The following is a 13,595-nucleotide window of genomic DNA, read 5'->3' on the forward strand; positions in this document are numbered from 1 at the left end:
GCTCAAGCCAACTAAGCCGGCCGCTTAAGCCGTGCCGCGACCGCATACACCACGCGTATTGCGAGCAGTCCCGCGACAATCGCCGCATACAACTTCGGCTGCGCGAGATTGTGCTTGCCGGCTTTCATCCACCAGAAATGCAGGATCGAAAGAATACCGATCAGGTAGATTGCGCGATGCAATAGTTGCCAACGCTTGCCTCCCAGCTTGCGCACCATGGCGCGAGGCGAGGTGACGGCGAGCGCCGCCATCAGCACGAACGCACCGAAGCCCACCGTGATAAACGGTCGACGCAACACGTCGTGATAGATCGAGTGAAGATCGAACCACTGATCGAACCAGATGTAAGTGATGAAGTGCAGCGTGCCGTAAAAAAATGCGAACAGGCCCAGCATGCGCCGCAGCCGCAGGAACTGATTGATACCCGTCAGCTTGCGCACCGGCGTGATCGCCAACGTGATGCACAGCATCACCAACGTCCACGTCCCGGTCGAAAACGTGATGAATTCAATCGGATTGGCCCCGAGTTGCTGGGTCAAGCCGAAAACGATCAAGCGCGCGAACGGATATAAAGCGGCGCAAAAGACGACGATCTTGATCCAGCGCATCTGCCTGGCGTCCGCGCCCATGCGTGCGGTCGAGGCCGCCGATGCCCCCGAAGCGGCCGCGCGCGGCGCGCTGCGGCCAACCGGTTTCGCCACGGCGGGCGGCGGGTGAATATCACTCATATCAAGGTCTCGTCAGAAGAACTTATGCAGATCCATACCCTGATACATCGAGGCGACCTGTTCGCCATACCCGTTGAACATCAGCGTGGGACGTTTGGGCGTGAAATAGCCGCCTTCGCCGATGCGCCGTTCCGTCGCCTGACTCCAGCGCGGATGGTCGACCTGCGGATTCACGTTCGAATAAAAACCGTATTCTTGCGGCGCGTACGTATTCCACGCGGTCGGCGGCTGCTTGTCGACAAAACGAATTTTCACGATGGATTTCCCGCTCTTGAATCCGTATTTCCAGGGCACCACGACTCGCACCGGCGCGCCATTCTGGTTAGGCAACACTTGTCCATACAGGCCCACCGTCAGCAAGGTCAGCGGATTCATGGCTTCGTCCATGCGTAAGCCTTCGGAATACGGCCAGTTGATGATCGGCTCGCTCAAACCGGGCATTTGCTTGGGGTCGTCCAGCGTGATGAACTGCACATACTTGGCGCTGGAGGTCGGCGCCGCGCGCTTGATGATTTCGGCCAGTGGATAGCCGATCCACGGGATGACCATCGACCAGCCTTCCACGCAACGCATCCGGTAGACACGCTCTTCGAGCGGCACCAGTTTGAGCAGATCGTCGATCGCGTAGTTTTTCGGATTTTGGCATTCGCCTTCGACGCTCACGACCCACGGACGTGTTTGCAGCGTTCCTGCATGGTGGGCGGGGTCGGACTTGTCAGTGCCGAATTCGTAGTAGTTGTTGTAGGTCGTGATGTCTTGATAGGGTGTCACGGTGTCCGGTAAGCGAAACGCCGGGTTGGGCCGAGCGCTCAGTTTCTGTGCTTTGGGATCCGGTGAAACGGCAGCGCTTTGCGCGCGGGCCAGCGTGGCGGTACCGAACAAGGCGCTCGCACCTGCGGCGCCCGCTAGTTGAATCAGGCGGCGGCGATTCTCGAAAACATCGCGCGGGGTGATTTCGCTGCGGGGGATATCGTCGCCGCGCAAAAAACGGTTCTTTTCGGTGGCCATCTGAAACTCCTGGAATGAGGGTGCCGTCTGCCGGATGGTTGGCATGCTCTTGCCAACACCGTGCCCGAGCGTCAATTGCGCCATTCGGGGCAGCATTCATAGGTTGGTCGCGCTCGCGACCGGGTCCTTACACGCTATTTAGCCTGCTTTTCGTTGCTGTAGATGCAAACACGAGCGGCTGCTTTTTATTCCTTACGGTACACCAAGCATAAAAAAACCGCCGTTCCCTGCGGGGGCGGCGGTTTGCAGCGAGCCCGAACGGGACCTTTTACAGTTGTCCGTAACTATGTAGCCCAGACAGGAACATATTGACGCCGAGAAACGCGAAGCTCGTCACGAGCAAGCCGGTCAGCGCCCACCAGGCAGCGACCGTACCGCGCAAGCCTTTCATCAACCGCATATGCAGCCATGCCGCGTAATTCAGCCAGACAATCAATGCCCAGGTCTCTTTCGGGTCCCAACTCCAATACCCGCCCCATGCCTGCGCGGCCCAAAGCGCGCCGAGTATGGTCGCGATCGTAAAGAACGCGAAACCAACTGCGATCGACTTGTACATCAGGTCGTCGAGCAACTCGAACGCCGGCAATCGATCGGCCAGCACGCCACGTTCCTTGAGCAGATAAGCCACGCCCACCATCGCCGCCAGCGCGAAGCTGCCGTAGCCGATGAAGTTGGCCGGCACGTGTATCTTCATCCACCAGCTTTGTAATGCGGGAACCAAGGGCTGTATCTGCTGCGCGTCGCGCGAAACCGAATACCACATCAGGAAACCCACGGCCGCGCTGATGACCAGCAACACGAACGCGCCCAGCGCGCGAGTTTTGTAATACTGCTCGTAATACAAATAGAACAGCGAGGTGATCAGACAAAACAGCACGAACACTTCATACAGGTTCGAGATGGGAATATGGCCGACGTCGGCGCCGATCAGATAGGACTCGTACCAACGCACCATCAGGCCGACGAACCCCATCAGCACCGCGCCCCAGACCATTTTCGAACCGATACTGCCGCCCGACGGCGAGCGCGCCAGCATACCGATCCAGTAAAACACCGTGGCGATCACCAGCAATGCGCTCATCCACAAAATGGCCGATTGGCTGGACAGCAGGTACTTCAGGAAAAACGACTGTTCCGCACGCGCTAGGTCGCCGTGATAGAGCGCGATCGCGCTCAGCGAGAGCGCCGCGATCATCACCATCAGCAAGCGTACGGGTTTCCAACGCCAACCGAGTACCGAGAACACCGGCACCGCGGCGCACAGCACCAGCTTGTCGTAGTAGTTGGTGTACGCGCCGTAGTGGATCAGGCCGTAGCCCGCGCCCAGCACCAGCGCCAGGGCGAAAAGCCAGTCTATCGGGGTCAGACGCTTGAGCAGCGGCGCTTGTCCGACACGCGGGGCTTCAGAGGAGGAGATTTGCGAATATTGCATGGCTTACCGTCAGGTCAGGTCTTGCGGTTTATCAGACTGCGCGTCCCGCGGGCTCGCGCTGGCAGGCGCGCTCGGCACGGCGAACAGTTCGCCTATGGCCGCGCGGGTCTGATCGAATTCTTTTTCGAAATCCAGCGTCTTGCGCGCCGTCGACATGGCCATCAGTAACTGCGTGCGCGGTGCGGCCACATCGGGCGACGATTCGACGTCGCCGGCGCCGGCACTGCCGGCGGCCTTCTCCGGCACTTCGGCCTTAATCCATATCCACAAACGACGTTCCCGAACATAGAACATCGAAAAGATTCCGATTACGAGGAGTGCGCTGCCAAGATACACGATATTTTCGCCCGGTGCGCGCGCGAGCTGAAACACCGAGGCCTCGATTTGCTTGAAGCTGTCGAGTTGCAGAAATACTGGCGCACCATATAGAAAGCTGTCTGAAAGCGCATTGATGGCAGTTTGCACGAAACGACTATTTTCCTGGTTCGCCGGCAACGCCGCCTGCCCGTTTTGTTGGCGCGCCACTTGCCAGAGATCCCACATCGAACCTTCAAGCATGCGCAACAGCAAGTCGGCGGCTTTTTGCTGATTGGCGGCAGGCACAGAATGTTCGATAAAGCCTGCCACGGCGGCAAACCCGCCCGCAGGCACGCCGTTTTGGGCAGGCGCCGGTGAGCCGTCCTCGTTGGCGCCGGCAAACAGGGTCAGCACACGCAACGCGCTTTCCTGCAAATGCTCCTGAAGTTGAGCATCTTCGGCCGTCACCGAGCGTGCGGCGAATTGCCGCGCAGCGGCAACCCGCAGCGCCGGATTTTGCAAGGCAGCGCGCAACATCATCCATTGCTGGACCGACCCATCGGCGTCGGCCGGAATGCGCAAGTAGCGGAACGGCGCGTCGGGATCGGTACGCACCCCGGCCAGTATCAACGCCTCGCCATCTACGCTGACCGGCGCCATGTAGTTGTTGTACTCACGGGCCTGGCCATCTTTATCACGAATCTTGTACTGCACCGACGGCCCGACGTTGTGGAGTTCGCGGGGGTTCGACGTCTGCGCGCCCGAACCGAGGCGGCCGTCGATGAACTGTTCCAACTTCGGTTTGGCGACGCTACGCGTGTCGATCGGCCCGGGCTTCGCCTGGAAGGTTTCGACGTTGATCGCGCGGAAATCGGCAAATTCGATGGTGTCGCCGTCGGGCGTCTCGGTCAGCGGCGCGGTACCGCCGATCTTGCCATCGATCGCAAACGGCTTGGCGCTCGGACCGGACATCGGATAGGCCGAGAATTGCAGTTTCGAGCCGCCATCTTCGAAACTCGATTGGTAGATCGCGATGCCACGATACGTGAACGGCTTGTTGACTTCGATGCGCGCCGGGATTTTCTGCCCGGTCACTCGGTCGGTGATGACGATATCGCTGGCGAACAGCTTGGGCATTCCGGTCGAATAGTAATCGACCACAAATTTATTGAGCTGGATGGTGAACGGCAGATCCTGGATCAGCGAGCCATCGGCTTCGTTCAGGATCGCAGTGGATACGTGGTCGCCTTCGGGCACCCATGCGTAACCGCGAAACGAAGGATTGGACGGCGACATGCGATGCTCTGGCCCCAGCGAGCTGATCACGGCGTTGCCATGCACCGGCGACTTGTCGAGCAGCCACATCTGCAGGCGGATGGTGAGATTGCTGTCGAGCAGCGCACCAACGCAGATCACGATGATGGCAACGTGCGCGAAAATGTAGCCGAGCTTGGTAATCGCGCCGCGCTTGGCGGCAATCAACGTCGCGCCATCGGTTTCGCGCGTGACGTATTTATAGCCTTCGCGGCGCACCCACTGGCCGACCTTCAGCGCGACTTGATCACGCGAACCGCTCACTGAGTATTCGGCTTTATGACCGAACGCACGCAAGCTGCCCTCACGCACGCGATCTTTCCAGCTACGCATGTCGGCAATCATCTTCGGGCCGTTGCGCCACACGCACAACGAGACCGACACCACCAGGAACAGCAGGATGATGATGAACCACCAGGTGCCGTACACCGTGTATAGCCCAAGCGAGCGGAAGATATCGGCCCAGAACGGTCCGAATTGATTGACGTAGTTCGGATACGGGTCGTCTTGCTTGAGCACCGTCCCGATGATGCTGGCGATCGCCAGGATCACCAGCAGGCTGATGGCAAAACGCATCGAACCCAGCAATTCGACCGTCACGCGTGCTGCGCGCGGTCCTGTTTTAATCTGCGTGCCAGACGTACTTACGCTCATTCAGATTCCTGCTCCACAACAAAAAAGGGCGGCCGCGCCGATGACTGCTGCGGCGCTCCACCCTTGTATTTTTCGGCAATTCGCGACGGGTTCCGCCAACGCGATTGCTGCGTGCTCTTGGCCATTTCGCTTCGGCAATTTCGCTTAGACAATTTGTGACGCGCATCTACCGCGCATTTACCGATTAAGCATACGCGGCCGCCAGACGGTCTTCCACGAGCGTCGTTATTGTACAATAAAGGCCATTTCGCTATTCGACGGGCCGTTACAGCCCGAGCGCGGCGCTCGCCGAGCGACGCCCCCCTTGCCGCGACTCCCATGCTGCGTCCGCCGTCGAATCGGCCCGCAGCCTGAATTTGTTACCCCTCACCGAGCGACGCATCGCGCCCCTATGGCTTTTATCCTGCATCAATCCCGGTTTTTCACGACGGTCAATCATTTACATGATTTGCCCGGCCACCCGCAGCCCGAAATCGCCTTTGCAGGACGCTCCAACGCAGGCAAGTCGACCGCGATCAATATCCTGTGCAACCAGAAGCAGCTTGCGTTTGCCAGCAAGACGCCAGGGCGCACGCAGCACATCAACTATTTTTCGGTCGGCCCGGCTGACGAGCCAACCGCGTTCCTGGTCGATCTGCCCGGGTATGGTTACGCGCAGGTACCGGGTGCCGCCAAGGCGCACTGGGAAGAGCTGCTGGGCAATTATTTGCAAACGCGTACGCAGCTGCGCGGCATGATCATGATGATGGATTCACGCCGCCCCTTCACCGAGCTCGACCGTCGCATGGTGGAGTGGTTTGCGCCAACCAGCAAGCCAATTCACGTCCTCCTGACGAAATGCGACAAATTGACGCGCCAGGAAAGTATCAATGCGCTGCGCTCGACCCAGAAGAGTCTAGACGAATATAACGCTCGGTACGGCGAGGGCCTGTTCACGGTACAACTGTTCTCGGCGCTCAAACGTGTGGGCATTGACGAAGCGCATCAAGCCATCGAAGGTTGGTTGACTAGCCCGCTGGTCATCGAGCAATGGGGGATCAAGCCCGATGCCGGTAGTGAGTCAGGTAGTGAGCCCGCGGATGAGGCTGGCAGTTAGGCTGTCGGTGAGCACGACGGTGAGTCGGCCGTCAAAAAGCCGTCGCACGTCGCACAGGATGTGCGGCGCGGCTTAGCGCCGCGAGCGCCCGCCAGACGGCGATAAAAAACCCGCCGTTCCACACGGCGGGCGAAGAGCCTGATCGTCAGACGACAGGCCCCTGCTCAGGGAGGTGAAGCGGGGAGACCGGCACTGTATGCCCGACCTAGTTGATATGATGCCGAACGGCCGCGAAAGTTACGGCCTGTCCCACGAATGTCAAAATTTGCCTGAGGTTCTTGCACACCATGAGCGCTTTCTCCTATTTCCGTCCCCGCCGCATGCGGCGCGACGATTTTTCTCGCCGTCTGATGCGCGAGAACGTACTCACCACGAACGATTTGATTTATCCGGTTTTCATCGTCGAAGGCACGGGTATTAACCAACCCGTAGCGTCCATGCCCGGCGTCGAGCGCGTTTCGGTCGACCGCTTGATGAGTGTGGCGGAGCAATGTGTGAGCCTGGGCGTGCCGGTGTTGTCCTTGTTCCCCGCCATAGATGCGGCACTCAAGACGCCCGATGGGATAGAAGCCACCAACCCTGAGGGCCTGATACCGCGAGCGGTACGCGAGCTCAAGAAACGTTTCCCGGAACTGGGCGTGCTGACCGACGTGGCGCTCGATCCCTATACGAGCCACGGACAGGACGGCGTGCTCGATGCCGACGGTTACGTCATCAATGACGAGACCACCGCCATCCTGGTTCGGCAGGCGCTCGCGCAAGCGCAGGCGGGTGTCGACATCGTCGCGCCCTCCGACATGATGGACGGCCGCATCGGCGCAATTCGCGAGGCGCTCGAAGAGAATGGCTACATTCATACGCGCATCATGGCGTACGCGGCCAAGTACGCGTCGGCGTTTTACGGCCCGTTCCGCGATGCGGTGGGCTCGGCCGCCAATCTCGGCAAGAGCAACAAGATGACCTACCAGATGGATCCGTCCAACAGCGACGAAGCGCTACGCGAAGTGGCGCTCGATATCGACGAAGGTGCCGATATGGTGATGGTGAAACCAGGCATGCCGTATCTGGATATTGTACGGCGCGTGAAGGATGAGTTTCGCTTTCCGACCTATGTGTATCAAGTCAGCGGTGAGTACGCGATGTTGAAGGCCGCGGCGCAGAATGGCTGGCTCGATCACGACAAGGTGATGATGGAATCGCTGCTGGCATTCAAGCGCGCCGGCGCTGACGGCATCCTGACTTACTTCGCGCTAGACGCGGCCAAACTGCTGCGTGAGATGCGCTAGACGCGTCGCGTCGACGTTGCGCGAGATTGTTGAGGGGGAAAAAAGGAGGCCGTCCCGCCTCCTTTTTTTATGCCGCGCGTTTCCCGTTTCCCGTTTCCCGCGTATGGGTCAATGAGCGGCGGCGGCTTGGTCCAAGCTGCGCAGAAACGTGTCCGGTGGCTGGTAGCCGACTACGCGCAGCAACTCCCGCCCGCTCGCATCGAACAGGATCGTACCCGGTGGCCCGAACAGGTTGAAACGCTTGAGTAGCGCCCTATCGTCGGCATCGTTCGCGGTGACGTCTGCCTGTAACAGATTCATCTGCGCCAGACGCGCCTGAACGCGCGGATCGCTGAACGTGAATTTGTCCATCTCTTTGCAACTGACGCACCAGTCTGCGTAGAAGTCGAGCATCGCGTTCTGATGCCCGCTTTTGATCGCCTGGTCCAGTTGAGCGACCGATTTGACGCGACCGAACGTGGGCCCAGGGTTGGCGGCCTGCGCGAACGCGCCCGATCTGACGAATACATCAAGTGGTTGCAGCGGGTCGCGCGAGCCGGCTGCGGCGCCAATCAAGACAATCGCAGCAGCCAGCGCCGCAAGCCCGCCCAGGGCCTTACCCAACAGGCGCCAGACGTAGACAGCTCCGCCGCCTGACGGTCCATTTTGCGAGCTATTCGCCGATCCGCTGGACGGCAACGGTTCCAGCACCCGCAGTGCGGCCGCGCATAGCAGTAGCAACAGCGGTGTCAACAGCATGCTCAGCCACGCCGGGATAACGGGGATGACCATCCATAGGGCGACTGCCAGCAACAACATGCCGAACACGCGCTTAACGCCCTCCATCCATCCGCCCGCGCGTGGCAGCAGCGCGCCGGCACCCGTGCCAACCACCAGCAATGGCACACCCAGGCCGAGGGCCATAGCAAACAATGCGGCGGCGCCAAATGCAGCGTTCCCCGTCTGGGCAATGAAGGCCAGCACGCCAAAGAGCGGCGCGGTCATGCAGGCTCCCACCACCAGAGCGGAGATCGCGCCCATCGCGAAGACAGCCGCCAGCTTGCCGCCGGATCGCCGCTGTGACACGCCGCTCATGCGACTTTGCCAGGCCTGCGGCAACTGCAACTCGTAGACGCCGAACATCGACAGCGCGAAGATCACCAGCAGCACCGCAAAAGCGCCCAGCGCCCACGGATTTTGCAGCCATGCCCCGAGGCTTTGTCCCAGCAGTGCCGCGGCGACGCCGAATCCCGTGTAGACCACAGCCATTCCTAGCACGTAGGCCAGCGACAGCGTAAATCCGCGCATGCGCGTAAGTTGCGTCCCTTCGCCGAGCACGATCGACGACAGAATCGGGATCATCGGAAATGAACACGGCAACAAGCTTAGCGCCATTCCGAGTACAAAGAAGATAGCCAATACGTAGGGCAAACTGTGGCCTTGCAGAACCTGCTGCGCGTATTGCTGGCTGTATAGCTTGTCGATACCTGAATCCAGGCCGGCGGGTTCCGGCACGCGAGCGGTGGTGTCGGGCGTCGTTACTACAGGCGTCAATCCCGAAGCGATCGGTATCATGCCGCTCGCTATAGCAAGCGCTGCGGTTGGCGGCACCGATGCCGGCGCGTTCGACGTCGCGGCTACCGGGACCAAGGCCGCGCCCGAAACATGGACGATGCGCTCCATCGGGGGATAGCAGATGCCTTTGTCGGCGCAACCTTGCGATGTCACCGCAAGATCAAAGGAGCCGTTGGCGTGAACCACTGGAATGGGTATGGCGATTTCGCCTCGGTAGGTCTCGACGTTCTTGTTGAATGTCTCATCGAATTTGACCTGACCTTTCGGGATGTCCGGCGAGCCCAGCGTCGCGTCACCGGATTTGACCGCGAACGCAAAACGCTCACGGTACATATAGTAGCCGTCCGCAATCTTGTAATGGGCGACCACCTCCCCGGCTTGCTCCGACGCGCTGAACTTGAACGCAACGGCAGGATCGAGAAAGTCTTGATCGGCATGAGCCACGTTGCCGAACGTGTTCGCGAGCACCAGCAGCAACAGCGCGAAAAAGGAGAAATACCGGCGGTGAACGGCGGATCGAAAGCCGGATGATTTAAAACCACGGCATTCAAAGGCGGGGGATTCCAAATCAGGAGGTCTCAAATCAGGCGATTGCAAATTGGCGCGTTTGAAAGCGACGGGGATCAAAGGGAATTTCAACATGCGTTTTTGCTAGTTTCTGCGTGAACCCATTGTCCGTAGGCGGGAGCGGCTGCGGCATCCCAACTTAAGATCTCAGGCACTTGATAAGGATGATGGGTGGCGATGAAAACCTGAAGCGCTGCGGCGCCCGCCGCTGAGGTTTTGAACAAGACCGGATATTCCGTCGCGCTTTCGATGCGACCTTCCCAGTGATATGAAGACTCGACGGGCGCAAGCCGGGTCGCGCAGGCCGCGAGGCGCGCGCTTAAGGCGCCTAGCGCGAGGCCCTCGGCGGCGGTAGCGTCCGGCAATGTCGTCAGGATCAGTGTGATGGAAGGCGTGGTCATCTCAATTCGACGAAGGTTAATTAGTAGCGGCGTCGAGCAACGGTAGGCAGAGTCGATAGCAACGACTATCGTACCATTGCCCGTTAGTCGCTTCAGGATCGATAACCTTACGTCGCCGGCCTCGGCTATTGCGTGCCACCAATGAAAAAAGCCAGGCTTATGGCCTGGCTTTCTACTTTTTCCACTTACGCGGCGGTGCTCGAAGAACGGCACCGAGGCGATTTACTCCGTTTCGGTGATCTCTTCGCCTTCAGCCGGCTCCGGACGATCGAGCAATTCGATCAACGCCATCGGCGCATTATCGCCCACGCGGAAACCAAATTTCAGGATACGCAGATAGCCGCCCGGACGGGTTGCGAAACGCGGGCCCAGCACTTCGAACAGCTTCGTCACCGAGCCACGGTCGCGCAAGCGATTGAATGCGAGGCGGCGATTTGCCAACGACGGCTTCTTGCCCAGCGTGATCAGGGGTTCGACAACTTTACGCAATTCTTTGGCTTTCGGCAGCGTGGTCTTGATGACTTCGTGCTCGATCAGCGAATTGGACATATTACGCAGCATTGCCAGACGGTGGCTGCTGGTGCGGTTGAGTTTCCGCAAACCATGACGGTGACGCATTTCAATTTCCTTGAAACAGAGTTTTGGTCCAGCTCTTCTATCGCGCCAGAAACCACCTGTAACGCACGGGCCGGTATATAAAAAAGTCAGGCGCGGATTTTATCAGAAATTCGCAGAAAAATACCGCACCTGCCAGCTAAGCTCGATTACTTGTCCAACCCTGCGGGCGGCCAGTTTTCAAGCTTCATGCCCAGCGTGAGACCACGCGAGGCCAATACTTCCTTGATTTCGTTCAGCGACTTGCGACCCAGATTCGGGGTCTTGAGCAATTCGTTTTCGGTACGCTGAATCAGATCGCCGATGTAGTAAATATTTTCCGCCTTCAGGCAGTTCGCCGAACGCACTGTCAGCTCGAGGTCGTCGACCGGGCGCAGCAAGATCGGATCGATCTGCGGCGCACGCGACGGCGCTTCAGCAGCCGCTTCCGTACCTTCCAATGCAGCGAACACCGACAACTGATCGACCAGGATGCGAGCCGACTGGCGAATCGCTTCTTCCGGCGAGATCACACCATTGGTTTCAATATTCATCACCAGCTTGTCGAGGTCGGTACGCTGTTCGACACGCGCACTCTCAACAGCATAACTGACACGGCGCACGGGCGAGAACGAGGCGTCCAATACGATACGGCCGATCACCTTGGCCGTTTCTTCGCCATAGCGACGCACGTTGCCCGGCACATAGCCGCGGCCTTTTTCAACCTTGATCTGAACATCCAGGCGACCGCCCTTGGACAGGCGCGCAACGATGTGGTCCGGATTGATGATCTCGCAATCGTGCGGAACTTCAATGTCACCCGCAGTGACAATACCTTCGCCATCCTTGCGCAGCGTCACCGTCACTTCATCGCGGTTATGCAGCTTGAAAACGATGCCTTTCAGGTTCAACAGCAGATTGACCACGTCTTCCTGCACGCCATCAATCGTCGAATATTCGTGCACAACGCCTGCGATCGTCACTTCGGTCGGCGCATAGCCGATCATCGACGACAACAGTACGCGCCGCAGCGCATTGCCCAAAGTATGGCCGTAACCACGTTCGAACGGCTCCATCACCACTTTCGCGTGGTTGTCGCCGAGCGACTCGACGGCAATAATCCGGGGCTTCAACAAACTGGTCTGCATAGGTTTTCCTTTTCAATACCCTCGGTTCGTTACACCGATAAGGCTGGCCGAAGCGGCCGGAAACAACCTGAAAAAATAAACGACCGAGGCCCCGTTTAGGGGGCTCCCCGGTCGAAAACTCAATTAACGCGAATACAATTCGACGATCAGGCTTTCGTTGATATCACCAGCGATTTCGCTGCGATCCGGCAACTGTTTCAAGGTGCCTTCGAGCTTGATCGAATCGACCGACACCCAGCTCGGGAAACCGTTCTGGCCAGCGAGCGAAACAGCTTCGAGAATCCGTACTTGTTTCTTGGATTTTTCACGTACGGCAATCACGTCGCCAGCCTTGATACGAGCCGACGGAATGTTGGTAGCAACACCATTCACCAGAACTGCGCAGTGGCCGACCAGTTGACGCGCTTCAGCACGGGTCGAACCAAAGCCCATGCGATAGACGACGTTATCAAGACGCGATTCGAGCAACTGCAGCAGGTTTTCACCCGTGTTGCCCTTGGCGCGTTCTGCATCGGCGAAATAGCGACGGAACTGGCGCTCGAGCACACCATAGATGCGCTTGACCTTCTGCTTTTCACGCAATTGCGTGCCGTAATCCGACGTACGTGCGCCCGAAGTGCGACCATGTTGACCCGGCTTGCTGTCAAGTTTGCACTTGTCGGCGAGCGAGCGACGTGCGCTCTTCAGGAACAGGTCGGTGCCTTCGCGGCGGGAGAGCTTGGCCTTAGGGCCGGTATAACGTGCCACGTTTTAATCCTTCATATGTAGTTCACGGAGCTTTTCGCTCGCGCTAGTCTCGCCGCAAGGTGGGCGAAACGGTGGGCTTATGTAACGCCATGCGATCCAATGGAAATTGCCGCAGCTCGCGCCGCAGCAATTTGCATGGCTTGTTTCAAACGACTACCAAGCTGAATGTCACGTATCGATTAGATACGGCGACGCTTCGGCGGGCGGCAGCCATTGTGCGGCACGGGCGTCACGTCGCAAATCTCGGTGATCTTGATGCCGAGACCATGCAACGCACGAACTGCCGATTCGCGACCCGGGCCTGGGCCCTTGATGCGAACTTCCAGATTCTTCACACCGTATTCGAGCGCAACCCGGCCAGCCGATTCAGCCGCAACCTGAGCCGCAAACGGCGTCGACTTGCGCGAACCCTTGAAGCCCTGGCCACCCGACGTCGCCCATGCCAAAGCATTGCCCTGACGATCGGTGATCGTGATGATGGTGTTGTTGAACGAAGCGTGAACGTGAACCACGCCCTCGGCAACGTTCTTCTTAACCTTCTTGCGAACGCGCTGCGCCGCGGTGTTGTTCGAAGCCTTAGCCATTAACTTTTCCTGTAACTATCCGAACCGCTTACTTTTCAGCGTTACTTCTTCAGAGACACGCCGGCACGACGCGGACCCTTGCGAGTACGTGCGTTGGTACGGGTGCGCTGACCGCGTAACGGCAGACCCTTACGGTGACGGACACCGCGGTAGCAACCGAGGTCCATCAGACGCTTGATGTTCAT

Annotated in this window: 13 protein-coding genes; 2 read left to right on the top strand and 11 right to left on the bottom strand. The window is 58.9% G+C overall.

Annotated features, from left to right (window positions below; all coding sequences use genetic code 11):
• Positions 1-11: 11 nt before the first annotated feature.
• From GSQ77_RS02900 to GSQ77_RS02915, 4 genes are all read right to left on the bottom strand, one after another.
• The gene (locus GSQ77_RS02900) at positions 12-728 is read right to left on the bottom strand and encodes a sulfite oxidase heme-binding subunit YedZ (protein ID WP_158898850.1); all 717 of its coding nucleotides are present in this window, start codon (positions 726-728) and stop codon (positions 12-14) included.
• A gap of 12 nt (positions 729-740) precedes the next feature.
• Entirely contained in the window at positions 741-1,736 is a 996-nt protein-coding gene (gene msrP / locus GSQ77_RS02905; RefSeq protein WP_158898852.1) for a protein-methionine-sulfoxide reductase catalytic subunit MsrP, read from the bottom strand.
• A gap of 268 nt (positions 1,737-2,004) precedes the next feature.
• Positions 2,005-3,168 carry a c-type cytochrome biogenesis protein CcsB gene (gene ccsB, locus GSQ77_RS02910; RefSeq protein ID WP_158898854.1) on the bottom strand — a complete coding sequence of 388 codons (1,164 nt, stop codon included), beginning with the start codon at positions 3,166-3,168 and terminating at the stop codon, positions 2,005-2,007.
• A 9-nt stretch (positions 3,169-3,177) separates the two neighbouring features.
• Complete coding sequence (locus tag GSQ77_RS02915; protein ID WP_158898856.1) at positions 3,178-5,433, bottom strand: cytochrome c biogenesis protein ResB; 2,256 nt, start codon at positions 5,431-5,433, stop codon at positions 3,178-3,180.
• 391 nt (positions 5,434-5,824) lie between these two features.
• Between GSQ77_RS02915 and yihA the strand changes: the two genes are divergently transcribed.
• Together yihA and hemB are read left to right on the top strand one after the other, a co-directional pair.
• Complete coding sequence (yihA, locus tag GSQ77_RS02920) at positions 5,825-6,529, top strand: ribosome biogenesis GTP-binding protein YihA/YsxC (RefSeq protein WP_158898858.1); 705 nt, start codon at positions 5,825-5,827, stop codon at positions 6,527-6,529.
• A 287-nt stretch (positions 6,530-6,816) separates the two neighbouring features.
• Entirely contained in the window at positions 6,817-7,815 is a 999-nt protein-coding gene (gene hemB / locus GSQ77_RS02925) for a porphobilinogen synthase (protein ID WP_158898860.1), read from the top strand.
• A gap of 108 nt (positions 7,816-7,923) precedes the next feature.
• Here hemB and dsbD read toward each other — a convergent pair whose 3' ends face one another.
• The 7 genes from dsbD to rpsM form a co-directional block, all read right to left on the bottom strand.
• Positions 7,924-9,936 (bottom strand): protein-disulfide reductase DsbD, encoded by a 2,013-nt coding sequence (gene dsbD, locus GSQ77_RS02930; RefSeq protein WP_301951136.1) that lies wholly within the window; start codon positions 9,934-9,936, stop codon positions 7,924-7,926.
• A gap of 68 nt (positions 9,937-10,004) precedes the next feature.
• A complete protein-coding gene (gene cutA / locus GSQ77_RS02935) occupies positions 10,005-10,337 on the bottom strand; it encodes a divalent-cation tolerance protein CutA (RefSeq protein ID WP_158898864.1) in 333 nt (110 codons plus the stop codon).
• Between the two features lie 222 nt (positions 10,338-10,559).
• Complete coding sequence (gene rplQ / locus GSQ77_RS02940) at positions 10,560-10,955, bottom strand: 50S ribosomal protein L17 (RefSeq protein ID WP_158898866.1); 396 nt, start codon at positions 10,953-10,955, stop codon at positions 10,560-10,562.
• Positions 10,956-11,101: 146 nt separating this feature from the next.
• Complete coding sequence (rpoA, locus tag GSQ77_RS02945; protein ID WP_158898868.1) at positions 11,102-12,079, bottom strand: DNA-directed RNA polymerase subunit alpha; 978 nt, start codon at positions 12,077-12,079, stop codon at positions 11,102-11,104.
• Between the two features lie 123 nt (positions 12,080-12,202).
• Positions 12,203-12,826 carry a 30S ribosomal protein S4 gene (gene rpsD / locus GSQ77_RS02950; RefSeq protein ID WP_158898870.1) on the bottom strand — a complete coding sequence of 208 codons (624 nt, stop codon included), beginning with the start codon at positions 12,824-12,826 and terminating at the stop codon, positions 12,203-12,205.
• 179 nt (positions 12,827-13,005) lie between these two features.
• Positions 13,006-13,410 carry a 30S ribosomal protein S11 gene (gene rpsK / locus GSQ77_RS02955; RefSeq protein ID WP_158898872.1) on the bottom strand — a complete coding sequence of 135 codons (405 nt, stop codon included), beginning with the start codon at positions 13,408-13,410 and terminating at the stop codon, positions 13,006-13,008.
• A gap of 41 nt (positions 13,411-13,451) precedes the next feature.
• A partial coding sequence (gene rpsM / locus GSQ77_RS02960) for a 30S ribosomal protein S13 (protein ID WP_158898874.1) occupies positions 13,452-13,595 on the bottom strand: 144 nt, incomplete at its 5' end.

The sequence above is a fragment of the Burkholderia sp. L27(2015) genome, assembly GCF_009765705.1.
Lineage (GTDB): Bacteria > Pseudomonadota > Gammaproteobacteria > Burkholderiales > Burkholderiaceae > LMUX01.